Here is an 18,013-nt window from a genome sequence, read left to right on the forward strand (position 1 = left end):
GCTAGGGGATAAGGGCTCGCTGGGAGTCGCCCACCGGGGGCAGGTGCACCATCGTGATGGCCGGGAGCACCGGCAGGACGGTGAAGAGGTACTCGTCGTCCTTGCCGGTGGACTGGGTCCGGACGGCGTGGACGGGGCCCGAGCCCGGGCCCGGGGTGATCAGGAGGCCGAAGCCGCCGTCGGCGCCCGGGGGTGGGGTGATCTTGACTTCGGCGACCCGGTCGGCGGCGATCTTGACGTCCTGGGCGGCCCCTGAGCCCTGGGCACCGACGGGGATGATCTTGACGGTGGCGGCGCCGTTGGGGGCGGTGAGGGCGACGGAGGTGTCGAAGCGGCTGTCGGCGACGATGCCGCCCTGGGAGCCGAGGGCCTGCGAGCCCGTGCCGTAGGCGATGTCGGCGCCGCGTTCGGCGGCGAACCCGGCGATGACGGGCCGGTTCGCGACCAGCCGGACGGCTCCCGGCTTGCCCGCGAGCGAGCGGTCGAGGTCGATCACCGAGACGGTCTTGGCGGGGGCGTCCAGGACGTCCTGTCCTTCGGGGGCGAACGCGCCGTTGGGCGTGAGGGCCTGCACCTTCACCGAGGCGTCGCCCTCCCCCGGGACGGCGACCTGCACGCGGCGCTTGCCGTCCCCGCTGGGAATTCCAGGGACGATCACCGAGGTCGACGGCTCGGGCGAGACCGGCAGCCATTCGATGCCCTTGGCCTCCCCGATGCGGACGCGGACCGCCGCGGCGATCCGTCCGCTGGTCGCGCGCACCCGCAGGGCGAGGTCGCGGGAGGCGGCGACCAGGTCGCCCAGGCCCTCGGGCGACTTCCCGATGCTGACGACCTTGGTGCTGTAGGGCGCGACGGGGGTGCCTCGGCCGTCCGGGGTGTCCATGGGGCCCTCTCCCGAAAGGGCCGTGATGTCCACGGCGGCGGGACGGGGGTCGACGTTGGTCAGGAAGACCTCGATGCTCTCGGCGGCGCCCGGCCCGGGCCCCACGAACCACATGTCGGTGCCGGGACGCGCGCACCGGGTGCCCGCCAGGCCGCGGTCCTTGCCGCCGGGCCAGTACGTGGTCTGTTCGGGGGCGACGCCACCGGCGAGCTCACCGCTGGCGCGCATGGTGAAGGAGCCGTCCGCCTTCTCCAGGTCGGTGGACCACCGCCCGGCGGGTGCGAAGAGCGAGCCGACCATCTTGCCGTCGGCGGTCTGGGCCAGGTCCGCCCGTCCGGCCGGACGCCCGTTGCCCGGCGTCATGAGGCTGAGCCGCGCCCCCTCGTGGCCCGGGCAGACCGACACGACGGAGGTGATCGGGGCGGTCCGGCCGCCCGAGGCCGCGCGCGCTTTGTCGTCCGGCCGGGACAGCGCCGCCGCCCCGTAAAGCGCTACCACCGCGAGCAACATCGCGGCGGCCGTCACATAGCGATAGGCGAGCAGGCGCACCACTTTGGCGAGGTCCATCAGCGCACGCTCATCAGGAGGTCTCCTTGGGGGCGGGGGTCTCGTCGTGGCGGATCCGGAGCGAGGTGGTGCGGCGGGCAAGAGATCCGGCGGCGGAGCGGGCGCGGCGGCCGCGGCGGCGGACGGACGCGGGTACGGGCTCGTCGGCCCCCGGGAGGGCCAGCAGAGCCACCAGGAGCACAGCCAGACCCTGGACGGCCACCCAGGTGTGCCTGAGCCACATGGCGCGGGAGAGTTCGAACTCGCCGCCCGTGGCGGGGATCTGGTAGCCCTGGGCCCAGCCGTCGACGGTGCGGGACTTGACCTCGCGGCCGTCGAGCGAGGCACGCCAGCCGCCGTCGGCGGGCTCGGCCAGCAGGAGCGTGCGGTTTCCGGTACCCGGGGGGATGCGCACCCGGGCGTCAGTGCGTCCGGCGGGCAGGGGGGTGACGGAGGCGCCGTCCAGCAGCATCAGGCGTCCGGACGGCGAGGGGACGCGCCAGGCCGCGAACGTGTCGGTGCGGCTGAGCCTGCTCAGTTCGGGGGTCGCGTCGAGGGTGCGGGTGAGCGGGTCGGCGGCGGGACGGGGAACCAGGACGTACTGGACGCCCGTCCTGGTGAGCGTCTGGGCGTCGCCCGGCCTGCCCCCGGCCAGGCCCGCGACGAGGGCGTCGAGGCGGCGGCGCGCGGGGGCGTTCATGGGGGTCTCGGCCTCGCCCAAGGTGGGCGCGACGCCGCGCAGGACGGTGTAGGAGACGCGGCCGTCGGGCTCGCGGCTCATGACGAGGGTGCGCGGGCCTTCGGGGCTCTGGACGAACCTGGGGACGGCGTCGGCGTCGACCCGTCCGATCGGGCCGTCGACACCGTCGGCGATCCAGGTGGCCGCCGCGAGCAGGGGCGCGGTGACGGCGGCCAGCAAAATCAGGCCGCCCCCCGCCTGGAAGAGCGGGTGCTTGCCCGCGACGACCTCGGCGGCGCGCTGCACGGCGGAGGTCGCGGCCAGCAGGACGCCCGCGGCGGCGAACACCAGCGCGACGCCCGGCCAGCCGTGCGCCTGGTCGGTCCCCTTGCCGGCCTCGGCCATGCCCACCAGGATCGCGACGATCAGCCCGAAGAGCGCGAGTGTCCAGCCCGCCAGGGTGGCCGTGCGGCGGCTGCGCAGCGGCAGCGCGCACACGGCGGCGGCGATCAGGCCGTACATGACCCAGCGCGCGGGGGTGCCCGGCCCACCCGGGTTGAGGGCGAGCAGGTCGAGGGCGGTCGCGGCGGGCGTGGCCTCGACGTGCAGGCCCGCCTCGGTGAAGAACCGCGAGGGATGCAGCAGGAGGCCGACCGTCCAGGGCAGCAGGAGCAGGGGCGGGACGCCGAGCGCGATCGCCAGGCGCCGCCGCCCGCCTTTCCCGCCGAACAGGGCCCAGAGGAGGACCCCGGCGATCACGGCGACCGGCCAGGTCAGCGGGACGAAGGACATCGCGACCGCGAGCAGCAGCGCCGCCGACCACGCGGCCCGGTCGGCCTGTGCCCGGCCGCGCGCGGCCGAGCGGGGCAGCCCGAACATCCGGGCGGCCCGCACCGCGATGAGGGGAAGCAGGACGATCACCACGGCGGTGCCCAGGCGTCCGCCCGCGATCGCGCCGGTCGCGGCCGGGAGCAGCGCGTAGACGGCCGCGAACCACACCCGGACGGCCGTGACCGGGACCCTGCGCCGCAGGGCTCTGCGTCCCTTGCGCGGGGGCTCGGGCACCAGGAGGCGGGCCGCGGAGTAGGCCGTGAGCCCCGCGAGGGGGACGCAGCCCAGCAGCAGCACTGTGACCACGACCCACGGCTTGCCGAACGCCAGAGTCGACAGGAACGCGAGCACCGCGATGTAGGGCGGGCTGCCCGCGTCCGAGCCGAGCGCCACCGGGTGCCATCCGGACAGGTACTGGTCCCAGAGGTCGCCCGCACCGCCCCAGGCCGGGACGAGCGCCCCTCCGCCGAGCCGTCCACCCGAGGTGATCAGCGAGCGCTCGGCGGCGATCGCGACGACGGTCAGCGCGAGGACGAGCGCGACGGGGGGGCGGGCCAGCGTCCGGCGGACGAGCCCGGGCCCCTCGGCGGGACGGCCCGCGCCGCGCCGCCGGGCCCGCGCCGACAGCTGCGCGGCCACCGTCTCGACGGACCTGCGCAGCGCCACCCGGCGGGGCTGGAGGCGTCGCATCGTCCGGTAGACGCGCGAGCGGCCGTGCGACCGGGCGGCGCGCACGCGGCGCAGGCGGCCGGGGCTGCCGAGGACGTCGCCCAGCGCGCCCAGCTCGTCGCGCGCGGCCTGCCGCCGCTTGACGACCAGCAGCAGGAGCGCGCGCACCAGCGAGGCCCAGACGTTGCGGACCAGCGCCCGCGCCATCGGGAGCAGCGGCAGGTTGCCCAGAAGCGTGTAGAGGGCGTTGCGGCGGTCGACGCGACGGCGCGACTCGGTCGTCGCGCCGATCTCGCGGACGCCCCGGTGGGACGCCTCGGCGTGGTGCACGACCGCGTCGCCGACCACGACGACCCGGTGCCCGGCGGCCTGCGCGCGCCAGCAGAAGTCGGCGTCGTCGCGGAACAGCCCGAAGTCGAGGTCGAAGCCGCCGAGGTCGTCCCAGACGTCCCGGCGGACGAGCATCCCGGCGCTGCCGACGGCCATGACCTCGCGGACGCCGTCGTGCTGGCCCTGGTCGTACTCCAGGCGGTCGAGGCCGGTCTCGCGGCGTCCGGCGCCGTCCATGGCGACGCCGAGTTCGAGCAGGACCCGCCGGTCGGTCCAGTCGCGGGCCTTGCAGCCCAGGACGCCGATGTTGGGGTCGGTGCCGGCGACGCGCAGCAGCAGTGCCAGGGCGTCGTGGGCGGGGGCGGAGTCGTCGTGCAGGAGCCACACCCACTCGGTGCGCTCGGTGGTCTCGAACTCCCCGTCCGGGACGGGGGCCGACGCGGGCGGGTGCCGCAGTGCCGAGGCGATCGCCGAGCCGTAGCCGGTGGTGCGGGCGAGCCTGAGGACGTTGCTCTCGCCGACGACCTCGGCGAGCACGGAGGGCCCGCGGTCGCGGCTGCCGGTGTCGGCGGTGACGAGCCGGTCGACCGGCCGGGTCTGGGTCAGCAGCGACTTCAGCGTCTCGGGCAGCCACCGCGCGCCGTCATGGGCGACGAGAACCGCCGTGACGAGGTGTCGATCGGGTGTGGGCGACAAGGGTCCGCTCGCGAAGGTGCGACGACAATCAGCAGCCGTGCCGGCCTCTGGGCCGGCACGGCTGACAACTGTACGCGTGGCCGCCGGGTACCGCCCCGGATCCCCCCAGATCCAGGCACGGCCACGGTCAGACGGCCTGACGTTTCAGCTTGCGGCGCTCCCGTTCGGAGAGGCCCCCCCAAATACCGAAACGTTCATCGTGTTGTAGCGCGTACTCCAAGCACTCTGCCCGGACCTCGCACGCCCGGCACACCTTCTTGGCCTCCCGAGTGGAGCCGCCCTTCTCCGGAAAAAATGCCTCCGGGTCCGTCTGCGCGCACAGTGCGCGCTCCTGCCAGCCCAACTCTTCGCCATCTGTGCCGTGCGCCAGCGGGATGACCACCTCGCTCACAGCGCACCTCCTAGCCGCGGAGCCCCCTGATCACTGCCTTCTCTCGAGCTCCATCCCCCGAGAAGGCATAGAACTACACCCACGAAATTACACGCGTGTAGTGCCCGGTCCGTCAAGCGGAACAAGTTTCCGGTGGGACAAAGGGACCTATTCGGGGTATCGGCGCGATCGACTTTGACCGGAGATCAGATAATCAGCGCATCACCGTGACATCACGGCCCCGACGTCCCGCGTCCGCCGTCCCTCCCGAGGGCATGCGAACGCCCGGCCGTTCCCGTTCGGGACGACCGGGCGTCACCCACGATCACTGCGGCGGACGGTTGTCCCGGTACCAGTCGCCGCCCTCGTCGGACTGCTGTTCCCCCTGCTGAGGGCTCTGCTGACCGTAGCCGGGCTGAGCACCGGGACGCGGCTCGGAGTCCGCGCCGCCGTACGCGCGCGTCCACTCTCCCATGTCCTGGCCCTCGGCCTCACCCGGCTGCTGATATCCGCCCTGGCCGTACCCCTGCGGGGCCTCCTGGGTGGACTGCGGCGACTGCGGCTGCGCCGGGGGCTGCGGCTGCTGGAAGTCCTGCTGCGCGGGGAAGTCGGGCTGCTGCTGGCCGTAGGGCTGCTGCCCGTACTGCTGCGGCTGCTGCCCGTACGCCTGCTGGCCGTACTGCTGGGCCTGCCCGTATTCCTGGCCGGGCTGCTGCCCGAACTGCTGCGGCGCGGGCTGGCCGAACTGCTGCTGGCCCGGCTGGCCCGGCTGACCCGGCTGCTGGCCCTGCTGGTACCCGAAGTCGGGGTAGCCGGGCGGGACCTGCGCGGCGGGCTTGGGCTTAGGCGGCTGCATCGCCTGGAAGACCGTCAGGACGACCCAGATGCCCAGGCCGATCACCGCGAGCTTGGACGCGCCGTAGAGGAACGCCGTGAACTTGACGCCCGCGCCGTAGGCGTCGGAGTCGGCGAGCAGGCCGCCGAGCCAGCAGACGACGCCGAACAGCGCGATGCCGCCCAGGACGCCGAGCGCGCCCATGGTGATATTGCGCGCAGCGGGACGCGGGGCGGGCCCCCAAGTGACGAGCGCCACGGCGAGCACCACCAGAGCGACGGTCGAGACGGCGGTGAACATTCCCCCGCTGGTCTCGCTGAGAGCCCGGCTGGAGAATCCGCCGCTGTGATCACTTCCCGTCGCGAAGAGGTTGACGAGCCCCGCGAGCAGTTGGAGGCCGGCGGCGGCGAGCAGTACCCAGGCGGCCGGTTCGCGCAGGCGCTGGACGGCTTCGGAGTTCACGACGACATCTCCAGAATGTGGCAACGAATTCTCGCGCAAAGCTTCGCACATCGCGGCGGAAGCCGCCTCATCCCGTGGCGGAAGGTCGCCCGCGTCCCACGGAAACGTCCGGTGTCCTCCGGAGGCGGTGTGCGGGGGTGGACCGGCGTGAAGCGCGTCCGAGTGGGAGCCCTAGGCTGATCCGCATGAGGATCGTGACGCTGGCGGGCGGCATCGGCGGGGCCCGTTTCCTGCGCGGACTCCAGCGGGCCGCCCCCGACGCGGAGATCACCGTGATCGGGAACACCGGGGACGACATCTCCCTGTTCGGCCTGCGGGTCTGTCCCGACCTGGACACCGTGATGTACACGCTCGGCGGCGGCATCAACGAGGACCAGGGCTGGGGCCGCGCCGACGAGACGTTCACGGTGAAGGAGGAGCTGCTGGCCTACGGCGTCGGACCGAGCTGGTTCGGCCTGGGCGACCGCGACTTCGCCACCCATATCGTCCGGACGCAGATGCTGGAGGCCGGGTACCCGCTGTCGGCGGTCACCGAGGCGCTGTGCGACCGGTGGAAGCCCGGGGTGCGACTGATCCCGATGAGCGACGACCAGGTCGAGACGCACGTGGTGGTGGACGACCCCGAGCACGGTCGCCGCGCGATCCACTTCCAGGAGTGGTGGGTGCGGCTGCGGGCCTCGCTGCCCGCCGAGTCGATCGCGGCGATCGGCGCCGAGGACGCCAGGCCCGCGCCCGGCGTGATCGAGGCGCTCGCCGCGGCCGACGTGGTGCTGTTCCCGCCGTCCAACCCGGTGGTGAGCGTCGGCACGATCCTGGCCGTGCCCGGGATCCGCGCGGCGGTCGCGGCCAAGACCGTGGTGGGCGTCTCCCCCATCATCGGCGGCGCTCCCGTGCGCGGCATGGCCGACGCGTGCCTCACCGCGATCGGCGTCGAGACCAGCGCCGAGGCGGTCGCGGCCCACTACGGGCCGGGGCTGCTGGACGGCTGGCTGGTCGACGAGGCCGACTCCGGCGTCCGCGTGGACGGCATCGAGGTGCGGTCGCGCCCGCTGCTCATGTCCGACCTGGACGCCACCGCCGCCATCGCCGCCGCCGCGCTCGACCTCGCCCGGGAGCTCTCGTGAACATGCAGGTCTTCGGCATTCCCGGCCTGCCCGAGGTCACCGAGGGCACCGACCTGGCGGCGCTGATCCCGGCCGACATGATCGAGGACGGCGACATCCTGGTCGTCACCTCCAAGATCGTCAGCAAGGCCGAGGGGCGGGTGCTCCAGGCGTCCGACCGGGACAAGGCGATCGAGTCCGAGACCGTCCGGGTGGTGGCGCGCCGCGCCCACGCGCGCGGCGAGACCCGCATCGTGGAGACCCGGCACGGCCTTGTGCTGGCCGCCGCCGGGGTGGACGCGTCCAACACCGAGGCGGGCACCGTCCTGCTGCTCCCCGAAGACTCCGACGCCTCGGCCCGCCGCCTGCGCGCCGGGCTGCGCGAACGGACCGGCGCCGACGTCGCGGTGATCGTCTCCGACACGCTCGGGCGGCCCTGGCGGACCGGCCTGGTCGACGCGGCGATCGGCGCGGCCGGGCTGGCGCCGCTACAGGACCTGCGGGGCCGCGACGACGCCTTCGGCAACCGGCTCGAGGCCACGATCACGGCCGTGGCCGACGAGCTGGCCTCGGCCGCCGAGCTGGTCAAGGGCAAGCTCGACGGCGTCCCGGTCGCGGTCGTGCGGGGCATGGGCGCGCTGGTCACGAGCGACGACGGGCCGGGCGCACGCGCCCTGGTCAGGCCGCCGGACGAGGACATGTTCCGCTTCGGCTCGGCCGAGGTCGTCCACGCCCGCCGCACGATCCGCGAGTTCACCGCCGAGCCGGTCGACCCCGGGGCGGTCCGCCGGGCGGTCGAGGCCGCCATCACCGCGCCCGCTCCGCACCACACGACGCCCTGGCGGTTCGTCCTGCTGGAGTCGCAGAGCTCGCGCACCGGCCTGCTGGACGCCATGCGCGACGCCTGGGAGTCCGACCTGCGGCGCGACGGGTTCACCGACGAGTCGATCGCCAAGCGGCTCAGGCGCGGCGACGTGCTGCGCAAGGCGCCCTATCTCGTCGTCCCGTGCCTGGTCATGGACGGCTCGCACGACTACCCCGACGCGCGGCGCGCGGGGGCCGAGCGGGAGATGTTCGTGGTGGCGGTCGGCGCCGCCGTCGAGAACCTGCTGGTCTCGATGGCCGTCGAGGGCCTGGGGGCCTGCTGGGTGTCCAGCACGATGTTCTGCCGCGACGTCGTCCGCGAGGAGCTCGACCTGCCCGAGGAGTGGGACCCGATGGGCGCCGTCGGCATCGGCCATCCGGCCGCGCCGCCGCGCGTCCGCCCGCCGCGCTCGGCCGAGTCGTTCGTCAAGGTGCTCTGACCCGGCCGGGCGTCACGCCCGCCAGGACGACAGCGCGCGGGCGATCTCCTGGCGGGTGGGCAGGCGGAGCGCCTTCGGCTGGTCCTCTGGAAGGTCGTGACGGCGTGCCTGGTCCGGTGTGAAGGTGCCCTTGGGGGTGCGGAAGCCTCGCCGCTGGAGCGTCTCCTGGGCGGTGCGGGAGCCGAGGGCCGCGTGGAACGCCTCGGCGGCGTCCTTGCGGAGCCGGTCGGACGCGGTGACGACGAAGGGGTGGTCGAGCATCAGCGTGCCCTCGCGCGGGGTCATGGCCACCAGCGGGTTGGGGCGGTGCGCGTCGTTGTAGGCGACGACGGCCTGCTCGGTGGTGACGGCGAGCCCCCGGTACTCGCGTTCCAGCGCGGTCAGCGCCCTGAGGTCGCCGGGGCCGACCCGGCGCAGGTCGCCCGCGACCTTGGCGACGCGCTTGCCGCCGCCCGGCAGCTGTCCCACCGCGATCATGGCGACGGTGCCGGTCATGTTCCGGGACGGGTCGCCCGCGAGCCTGGCCAGCGTGAGCCCGTCGGCCTCGCGGCCGAGCAGCAGCTTCCAGCTGGCGGCCAGGTCGTTGGCGCGGAACTCCGACTCGACCGGACGCGTCGCGGCCAGCACCACCGGCGTGGCCGCCACCGACGGGCCGCCCGCGGCCACCGAGCCGAGCCCGGCCGAGCGGGCCACGCCCAGCCAGAGGCCCGACTCGGGCACCCAGGCGTCGGCGCGGGGCCGGTCGCGGATGTAGGTGGTGGGCGCGACGGCGTTCACCCGGACGGTCACGCAGCGCCCGTCCACCCGGTGCGCCTCGACGTTGAAGCGCGCGGCCGCCTCGCTCAGCGCGGGAGCCGCCTCGGGCTGGGCGGCCACGGTGATCCCGAGACGCTCGCCGGTGCACGCGGGCGCGGAGAAGAGCCCGAGCGCCCAGGCTCCGCCGCCGACACCGGCGACCAAAAGCACGGCCACCGCGGCGATCACCAGCCCGCGGCGGCGGGAACGATCCCGTTCGTCGCCTCGCATGGGCAGGAGCGTAACCGTCCCGCCGCGCCCAGCCGACACCGCACGCGCAAGCAGAGCCCCGGGTGGGTCGACCACACGGCGACGCCGTGTGGCCGATACCGCGCGGTCCGCGCTCCGGCGGCTAGGTGGCCAGCAGCGGGAGGTTGGCGCGGGTGCCGAAGCGGCCGATGCCGTCGGTCCTGCGCGCCGCCTCGATCCGCTCGGCCGGGACCTCCCCGTAGGTGGTGGTGCGCTGCCGGGACGGACGCCCCGCGCGCGCCGCGATCGCCTCCAGCTCGCTGATCGGCTTGAACGACCCGTTCTCCGAACCGGCCATGCGGCTGATGGTCTCCTCCATCAGCGTCCCGCCCAGGTCGTTGACGCCGCCCTGGAGGACCCGCGTGCACAGCTCGTCGCCGAGCTTGACCCACGAGGTCTGGATGTTGGAGATCGCGCCGTGCAGCATGATCCGGGCCAGCGCGTGCACCGCCAGGTTCTCGCGGGCCGTGGGGCCGGGACGGGCCAGGCCCGCCAGGTAGATCGGCGAGTTGTGGTGGACGAACGGCAGCAGCACGAACTCGGTGAACCCGCCCGTGCGCTCCTGGATCGAGCGCAGCAGCCGCAGGTGCCCCACCCAGTGGGACGGGGTGTCGACATGCCCGTACATCATCGTGGACGTCGTCGGGATGCCGAGCTCGTGCGCGGTGGTGACGACCTCGACCCACTGGTCGGTGGGCAGCTTGCCCTTGGTCAGGACCCAGCGGACCTCGTCGTCCAGGATCTCGGCCGCGGTGCCGGGCAGCGAGTCGACCCCGGCCGCGCGGGCCTCCTGGAGCCACTCCCTGATCGACAGGTCGGTGCGGCTGGCGCCGTTGACGACCTCCATCGGGCTGTAGGAGTGCAGGTGGATGTCGGGGGCGCGCTTCTTGACCTCTCTGGCGAGGTCGAAGTAGGCGGTGCCGGGCAGATCGGGGTGGATGCCGCCCTGCATGCAGACCTCGGTGGCCCCGGCCTCCCACGCCTCGTCCACGCGGTCGCCGACCTGGCTCAGCGAGAGCGTGTAGGCGTCGGCGTCGGTGCGGCGCTGGGCGAACGCGCAGAACCGGCAGCCGGTGTAGCAGACGTTGGTGAAGTTGATGTTGCGGGTGACGACGTAGGTGACCTCGTCGCCGACGGTGTCGCGGCGCAGGTCGTCGGCGATCCGGGTGAGGGCGTCGAGCTCGGGGCCGTCGGCGTGCAGCAGGGCCAGGGCCTCGTCGTCGGACAGCCCGGCGGGGTCGCGCTCGGCGTGGGCGAGGGCCTGCTTGATGTCGGCGTCGAAGCGCTGCGGGGCGCTCATGCGCTCGCGCAGGGCGTCCCAGTCGCCGTAGACCGAGTCGAAGTCCTCGCGGCGGTCGCCGGTGCGTCCGGTGGTGTCGATCTCGACGTGCAGGTCGGTGCGGCCCGAGGCGGTGAAACCGCCGTCGGGCTCCTGCCAGGGGCGTCCCTCGACGACGGCGTCCTCGCGGGCCAGCCCGGTCTCCGGGTCGGCCAGGGCGGCGACGTGCGCGGCCAGGCGCGGGTCGAGCCAGGGCTCGCCGCGCTTGACGTATTCGGGGTAGATCGTCAGCCGCTCGCGCAGGGTGAAGCCCTGCTCGGCGGTCCTGGCGGCCAGCTCGTCGATGTGCGGCCACGGGCGCTCGGGGTTGACGTGGTCGGGCGTGAGCGGGGAGACGCCGCCCCAGTCGTCGATGCCCGCGCGCAGCATCAGCGCGTACTGGTCGTCGACCAGGTTGGGCGGTGCCTGAACCCGCGCCTTGGGGCCGAGGATCAGCCGGGTCACCGCGATGGTGGCGGCCAGCTCTTCGAGTTCGGCGTCGGGCGTCCCGCGCATCTTGGTGTCGGGCTTGGCGCGGAAGTTCTGGACGATGACCTCCTGGATCGCCCCGTACTCGCGCATCGTCCGGCGGATCGCGAAGATCGCGTCGGCCCGTTCGTCCAGCGTCTCGCCGATGCCGATGAGGATGCCGGTGGTGAACGGGACGTTGACGCGTCCCGCGTCCTCCAGCACCCGCAGCCGGACCGCGGGGTCCTTGTCGGGCGAGCCGAAGTGCGGCCCGCCGCGCTCGCTGAACAGCCGCGTGGCGGTCGTCTCCAGCATCATGCCCATGGACGGCGAGACGGGCTTGAGCCGCTGGAAGTCGCGCCAGCCCAGCACCCCGGGGTTCAGGTGCGGCAGCAGCCCGGTCTCCTCCAGCACGCGGATCGCCATGGCGCGGACGTAGGAGAGCGTGTCGTCGTAGCCGTGGGCGTCCAGCCACTCGCGGGCGGGCTTCCAGCGGTCCTCGGGACGGTCGCCGAGGGTGAACAGCGCCTCCTTGCAGCCCATCGCGGCGCCCCGCCGCGCGATGTCGAGCACCTCGTCGGGGGTCAGGAACGGGGAGTCGAGCTTGTGGGGCACGGTGGCGAAGGTGCAGTAGCCGCAGCGGTCGCGGCACAGCCGGGTGAGCGGGATGAAGACCTTGCGGCTGTAGGTGACGACGCCGGGACGTCCAGCGGCCTCAAGGCCCGCGTCCCGGGTGCGCGAGGCGTAGGTGAGTAGCTCGTCCAGCCGCTCGCCCCGGGCGTGCAGCAGGATCGTGGCCTCGGTCTGGTCGAGTGTCTTGCCATCGCGGGCGCGGGCCAAGGCCCGGCGAAGCGCGGACTCCGTCACGCTGCTGTCCATGAGCGCACTCTATGCCAAGCGTCATAAAGTTTGTCGCGCCGGGGGCGCGGGAAAATCCGCACGCTCGGGACAGCCCGCGACCGCGGTGATCTATTCCCCGGCCAGGAACTCCTCACCCGGCCCGCCCCTGACCACGCAGGGACGGCTCGCCGCCAGCGCGTCGGCCGAGCGGCGCAGCGCCTCCAGCAGCACCCGCACCGAGGGACGCAGGTCGGCGCCCACCCGCGTCCACATCACCATCCAGCGCCGCACCTCGGCGTCGGCGATGTCGCGGACCACCACGCCGCTCTCGCGCTCGGCCATGGCCAGATCGGGGATCATCGCGACCGCGCCGCCCCGGGCCACCAGCGCGAAGATCGCCATCAGGTCGTTGGACCGGTAGCGCACCTTGGGCCGGAAGCCGCCGAGGCCGACGCACGTCCGCTCCAGCAGGTCGGAGTGGTTGGTGCCGATGTGGCCCGTGGCCCACGGCAGGTCGGCCAGGTCGGCCATCGCGACCGGCGCCCCCGTGGCCGCCAGCGGATGCCCTTCGGGGAAGGCGATGCGCATCGGCTCGGAGACCAGACCCTCGGACGCCAGCTCGGGACGGCGCGCCCTCGGCAGATAGGTGTACTCGTCGGTCAGCACCACGTCGATCTCCTGGAGCACCAGCGCCTGGAGGATGCGGTGGAACTCCTCGTCCAGCACCTCGACGACCATCTCGGGATAGGCGTCGGCCAGATCGGGAAGCGTCGGGACCAGCACGTGCAGCAGGGCCGTCTGGAACCCGACGACCTTGACCACGCCCGCGACCCGGCCGGAGGCCGCCAGCGTCGACTCCTCGGCCCGCTGCGCCTGCGCCAGCAGCGCCTCGGCGTGCTCGGCCAGCACCTCGCCCGCCTCGGTCAGCCGCAGCCTGCGGCCCACCCGCTCGACCAGCGCGACACCGACCTCGCGCTGCAACTGGGCCAGCTGCTGGGAGACCGCGGACGGACTGTAGCCCAGTGCCTCGGCGACCGCGGACACGGTTCCGCGCATCTTCAGCTCGCGCAGGACGCGCAGCCGTCCGAGATCCAACATGGTGAAGCGATTCTTACACAAACCCTGCAGAAACAGTCGCTGGACCTGAAGGGTTCGGGCGGCGAGACTTGATGTCACAAGGGAAACGACGGTTCGCCGCACCGATCCCGACCCGCGCGGGAAAGTCCGAGCCCCGGCCAGGGCTCACACCGAAACTCCTCGGAAGGACGGACCCGAAATGTTGATCATGCTCGCCCTCCTCATCGCCCTCGCCGTGATCGTCCCGATCTTCGGCGCCGACTCCCGTGACGGCCTCGACTGGACGCCCGGCAGCTTCTGGCTGAACCGCCGCCAGGCCCGCCGGAACGTCAAAACGCCCGGTAGTCACGCACGGGGAGCCTCGGGCCGCGCCTCGGCGGACGCGCGCCGCTCAGTCCCAGCAGCCGGGTGACGCGGTGCCGGTGGCCGGCGTACGGCGCCAGCAGCTCCAGCATCCCCGCGTCGTCGACCTTGCGTCCGGTCAGCGCCCAGCCCACGATCGAGGGCAGGTGGTAGTCGCCGACCGAGACGGCGTCGGCGTCGCCCACGGCGCGCTGGCGGATCTCCGCCGCCGTCCAGACCCCGATGCCCGGCAGCGACCGGAGCCGCCGCTCGCTCGCGTCGGCCTCCAGCCGGGCCGCCACCCGGGCCGCGCCGATGATCGTCCTGGCGCGAACCGCCTCCGCCCCCGAGCGGTGCCACTCCCACGACGGGATCCTGGCCCAGACCTCGGGGGGCGGGGGCACGCGCATGTCGGGCGCGCCCGGCGCGGGCTCCCCGAACCGGCGCAGCAGGTAGCGCCAGGCCCGGAACGCCTCCAGCCCGAGCACCTTCTGCTCCAGCACCGCCGGGACGAGCGCCTCGAAGACGCGGCCCGTCCGGCCGATCCGCAGACCCGGATGGCGTAGGGCCGTCTCGGCCACGACGCCGTGCCGCGCCTCGAAGCCCGCGAGCTCGTCCTCGGCGCCCAGCAGCGCCGGGACGCCGTCCAGCAGCCAGCGCGCCCCGGGACCCCACGCCCGGCACTCGACCGAACCATCGGCACCCGGCCGCAACCACAGCGTGCCGGGGCCGTCAGGGGTGAACGAGGCACGCCTGACCGCGCCGTCGGGATCGAACCGGCACGCCGGATCGCCATGGCCGCGCCGGTGCGGCGCCAGGACCAGCCGCAGATCGACCGTCCGGCCCGGCCGCCAGACCTCGGTCAGGACGTCAGGCATCGGTGGAGAAGCGCACCGCGGTCGCCGGAAGCTCGATGCCGGGCCAGACCCGCAGGCCGTCGCGCAGCTCGTTGCCCGGCCCGACCACCGCCGCGTCGCCCAGGATCACACCGTCCAGGATCGCGCCCGGCCCCACCCGCGCGCCCCGGCTCAGCACCGAGTCACGCACCGTGGCGCCCTCCGCCACGAACGAGTCGTCCAGCAGCACGCTGCCGAGAACGGTCGCCCCGGCCTCCACCACCGCGCCGCGCCCGACCGTGGTGCCGCCGCGCACGACCGCGCCCGGCGAGACCACGGCCCCGTTGAGCGTGAGCCGGTCGCCGGGCTCGCCCGGCATCGCCGAGGACGCCAGCCGCCCCAGGACCAGGTCGCACGAGCCCCGCACGAACGCCTGCGGCGTGCCGACGTCCAGCCAGTAGGCCGACTCGACGTGGCCCATCACGACCCGGCCCGAGGAGATCAGCGACGGGAACGTCTCGCGCTCGACCGAGACGACCTCGTCCTTCCTGATCGTGTCGATCGCCGAGCGCCGGAAGACATAGCAGCCCGCGTTGATCTGGTTGGTGACCGGACGCGAGGTCTTCTCCAGGAACGCGGTGACGCGCCCATCGGCGTCGGTCGGGACGCACCCGAACCGCGACGGGTCGTCCACCTCGGTCAGATGCAGCGTCACATCGGCGCCGGACTTCTCATGCAACGCGACCTGCGCGGGCACGTCGTGCCCCGACAGGATGTCGCCATTGAGGATCAGCACGGGCTCGTCGGCCCCGCACCTCAGCGCCGCCGCCGCGTTGCGAATGGCGCCCCCGGTCCCCAGCGGCCTGGCCTCGGAGACGTAGGCCAGATCAACTCCCTGGGCCCGAGTGCCGAACGCCGCCTCGAACATCTCCGCCCGGTACGACGTGGCGAACACGATCCGCTCGACGCCCGCGTCCCGCGCCCGCGCCAGCTGGTGCGCCAGGAAGGGCACGCCCGCGGTCGGCAGCAGCGGCTTCGGCGTGGAGATCGTCAACGGCCGCAGCCGGGTCCCTTGCCCACCGACGAGCAAAATCGCTTCCACGAGGCTCCCTCCCTCAACGAACCCCGGCGAGCCTAGCGGCTGTGTTCACTGAAATCTCGGCCCACCTACGCTCGCCTAGCGGCTCGCTTCGGTGACCGTGATTTTGCGATTGCCGCATCGCTTCGCGATCTCGCCGGGAAGCTTCGCCTTCGGCTCGCTTCCCGCTCATTAACGCAATCGCGCGCGGGCTGAGGCCCCTGCGGGGTGAAGCCTGGGGTTTTGATCACACTGCGGCGTGGCCGGCGACTGCATGTCTGTAGGAGATCATGTGGGCTTCGGCGGAGGCGGTCCAGCTGAATTGCTTGGAGCGTTCGCCGGCGGCCGAGGCCAGGGCCTCGCGGCGGGCCGGGTCGTCGGTGAGGGCGACGAGGGCGGCCGCGATGTCGGGGGCCTCGGGCTCGGTGTAGGCGACCGCGTCGCCGCCCACCTCGGGGAGCGGGCCGCGGCGGGTGGTCAGCACCGGCGCCCGGCACGACATCGCCTCCAGCACCGGGAGGCCGAAGCCCTCGCCCCGGCTCGGCAGCGTCACCGCGAGCGCCCCGCCGAACAGCCCGGGCAGCGACGACCACGGCAGATAGCCCGGACGCACCACCCGCATGTGCAGCGGGACGGTGGCCAGCGCCGCGTCGACCTCGTCGTCCCAGCCGCCGCTGCCCGCCAGGACCAGCGCCGGGGGCTCGGGACGCTCGGCGAACGCGCTCACCCAGCCGCGGATCAGGTTCGGAACGTTCTTGCGGGGCTCCAGCGCGCCCAGGTAGGCGAAGTACGGGTGGCCGTGCAGCCCGAGCCGGTCGGAGACCCGCTTGATCTCGTCCTCGGACGGCGGGTGGAAGGCCTCCTGGTCGACGCCGTGGTAGGCCAGGTCGATGTGGGTGGGGTCGGCGTCCAGCAGCCGGACCAGCTCGTCGCGGGTGGCGCGGGACGGGGCGATCAGGCGGGTGGCCCGGCGCGCCGCCGTGCGGGTGGCCGACTTGATGTAGGCCCGCACGGGGTCGTGCGCCGCGGGCTCGGCGAACAGCGTCACGTCGTGGATCGTGACGACCGTGGGCCGTCCCGGGTGGATCGGGATCGTGTAGGTGGGCAGATGGATCACGTCCGCGCCGACCTGCTCGGCCACGTAGGGCAGCCCCGACTGCTCCCAGGCCAGCCGCGAGGCGCGGTGCGCGAGCGCGGCCGGGCCCTTGACGATCTGGGCGCCGGGCGCGAGCTCGCCGTACCGCTGCTCGTCCGCGCGCTGGCAGGCCACGGCGAGGTCGGCGCCGAGCGCGTGCAGGGCCCCGAGCAGGCCGTCGACGTACCGGCCCAGCGCGCCGCGGTCAGCGGGCACTGCCGTGGCGTCCAGAAGAATCCGAGGCTCCACGGTTCCCCCTGTTCCAGCGTGCCCGGTGGGGCGACGGTAGATCACCCTTTACCTCCGAGCCTACGCCGATCGAGTCCGGTCGGGAGGGGCGCCGCGCAGATCACGGCGGCCAGATGTGAAGGTGAGGCGGCGGGACGCGTCACCCTCGCTTGCGCGCCTGGATCAGCACGATGCTGCCGCGTTCGTTCGGTGCCCTGCGGTCGCCGAGGGCGACCAGCGGGGTGAGCGGGGCCGCCGCGTTGAACCCGACTTTCCCACCGTACGTCGACAGCGACAGGTACAGCCGCTCGGCCGCCGCGGTGCGGAACTGGTAGGAGTGCCGGACCAGGTCAAGGCCCCGGTCGTCCATCAGCTCGCGCAGGCTCTGGTGGGTGTAGGTGTGCTGGACGTGGTACTTGGCCTTGTGCGCGTCGCGCAGCTTGGGCCAGGCGTCGGCCCGGCTCAGCACGTCGGCCGACATGAAGATCTGCCCGCCGGGTCTGAGCACCCGGGCCATCTCGTCGAGCGACTTGCCGCCGTCGTCGAAGTGCTCGATCGCGCAGACCGACAGGATCGCGTCGAAGGACCCGTCGGCGAACGGCAGCCGCAGCGCGTCGCACTCGATCAGCGCGGGGGCGTGGGCGAGCGTGCGCCCGTAGACCATCTTCTTGCGCATCAGGTCGATGGACACCGCGTCGGCGCCGTGCCTGCGGGCCCGTCCGGCCCAGTAGCCGTCGCCGCCCGCGACGTCGAGGACGCGTTTGCCGCGCAGGTCGCGGCCCATCCAGCCGAGCAGCGTCCCCGCTTCGCGATACCGGCACACGTGCACCTGGTGGCCCATGAAGGCGACCACATCCGAGAGATTCATCCCGCACAACCTTAGGGCTCTCCGGGCGCGGCGGTGCGCAAAGCAGCGGGGCGGTGGTGATTCACCTACCC

13 protein-coding genes are annotated in these 18,013 nt (G+C 73.6%); 2 read left to right on the plus strand and 11 right to left on the minus strand.

Annotation, left to right across the window (positions count from 1 at the left end; all coding sequences use genetic code 11):
• Position 1: 1 nt before the first annotated feature.
• The 4 genes from ACQPY4_RS36055 to ACQPY4_RS36070 all read right to left on the minus strand — a co-directional run bounded on the left by ACQPY4_RS36055 (position 2) and on the right by ACQPY4_RS36070 (position 6,301).
• On the minus strand, positions 2–1,450 hold the full coding sequence (locus tag ACQPY4_RS36055) for a DUF5719 family protein (RefSeq protein WP_433328840.1): 1,449 nt from the start codon (positions 1,448–1,450) through the stop codon (positions 2–4).
• A gap of 13 nt (positions 1,451–1,463) precedes the next feature.
• Positions 1,464–4,634: a glycosyltransferase gene (locus tag ACQPY4_RS36060; protein WP_433328842.1), complete on the minus strand. Its 3,171-nt coding sequence runs from the start codon at positions 4,632–4,634 to the stop codon at positions 1,464–1,466.
• Between the two features lie 127 nt (positions 4,635–4,761).
• Entirely contained in the window at positions 4,762–5,025 is a 264-nt protein-coding gene (locus ACQPY4_RS36065; RefSeq protein ID WP_067487041.1) for a WhiB family transcriptional regulator, read from the minus strand.
• Positions 5,026–5,329: 304 nt separating this feature from the next.
• A complete protein-coding gene (locus ACQPY4_RS36070; protein WP_433328845.1) occupies positions 5,330–6,301 on the minus strand; it encodes a hypothetical protein in 972 nt (323 codons plus the stop codon).
• Positions 6,302–6,486: 185 nt separating this feature from the next.
• On the opposite strand from ACQPY4_RS36070, the gene cofD reads away from it, so the two are divergent.
• A complete protein-coding gene (cofD, locus tag ACQPY4_RS36075) occupies positions 6,487–7,425 on the plus strand; it encodes a 2-phospho-L-lactate transferase (RefSeq protein WP_433328847.1) in 939 nt (312 codons plus the stop codon).
• 2 nt (positions 7,426–7,427) lie between these two features.
• The gene (locus ACQPY4_RS36080; protein WP_433339146.1) at positions 7,428–8,708 is read left to right on the plus strand and encodes a coenzyme F420-0:L-glutamate ligase; all 1,281 of its coding nucleotides are present in this window, start codon (positions 7,428–7,430) and stop codon (positions 8,706–8,708) included.
• A gap of 12 nt (positions 8,709–8,720) precedes the next feature.
• Here ACQPY4_RS36080 and ACQPY4_RS36085 read toward each other — a convergent pair whose 3' ends face one another.
• The 7 genes from ACQPY4_RS36085 to ACQPY4_RS36115 all read right to left on the minus strand — a co-directional run bounded on the left by ACQPY4_RS36085 (position 8,721) and on the right by ACQPY4_RS36115 (position 17,942).
• A complete protein-coding gene (locus ACQPY4_RS36085; RefSeq protein ID WP_433328849.1) occupies positions 8,721–9,734 on the minus strand; it encodes a substrate-binding domain-containing protein in 1,014 nt (337 codons plus the stop codon).
• A 121-nt stretch (positions 9,735–9,855) separates the two neighbouring features.
• Positions 9,856–12,417 carry a bifunctional FO biosynthesis protein CofGH gene (locus ACQPY4_RS36090; RefSeq protein ID WP_433328851.1) on the minus strand — a complete coding sequence of 854 codons (2,562 nt, stop codon included), beginning with the start codon at positions 12,415–12,417 and terminating at the stop codon, positions 9,856–9,858.
• A 90-nt stretch (positions 12,418–12,507) separates the two neighbouring features.
• Entirely contained in the window at positions 12,508–13,476 is a 969-nt protein-coding gene (locus ACQPY4_RS36095; RefSeq protein ID WP_433328853.1) for a LysR family transcriptional regulator, read from the minus strand.
• A gap of 308 nt (positions 13,477–13,784) precedes the next feature.
• Positions 13,785–14,675 (minus strand): DNA-3-methyladenine glycosylase family protein, encoded by an 891-nt coding sequence (locus tag ACQPY4_RS36100; RefSeq protein ID WP_433328855.1) that lies wholly within the window; start codon positions 14,673–14,675, stop codon positions 13,785–13,787.
• Entirely contained in the window at positions 14,668–15,735 is a 1,068-nt protein-coding gene (locus tag ACQPY4_RS36105; RefSeq protein WP_433328857.1) for a sugar phosphate nucleotidyltransferase, read from the minus strand. The genes ACQPY4_RS36100 and ACQPY4_RS36105 overlap by 8 nt, the downstream gene beginning before the upstream one ends.
• 223 nt (positions 15,736–15,958) lie before the next feature.
• On the minus strand, positions 15,959–17,095 hold the full coding sequence (locus tag ACQPY4_RS36110; RefSeq protein WP_433328859.1) for a glycosyltransferase family 4 protein: 1,137 nt from the start codon (positions 17,093–17,095) through the stop codon (positions 15,959–15,961).
• A 139-nt stretch (positions 17,096–17,234) separates the two neighbouring features.
• The gene (locus tag ACQPY4_RS36115; protein WP_433328861.1) at positions 17,235–17,942 is read right to left on the minus strand and encodes a class I SAM-dependent methyltransferase; all 708 of its coding nucleotides are present in this window, start codon (positions 17,940–17,942) and stop codon (positions 17,235–17,237) included.
• Between the last annotated feature and the right edge of the window lie 71 nt (positions 17,943–18,013).

The organism is Spirillospora sp. CA-294931, assembly GCF_050946795.1.
Lineage (GTDB): Bacteria > Actinomycetota > Actinomycetes > Streptosporangiales > Streptosporangiaceae > Spirillospora.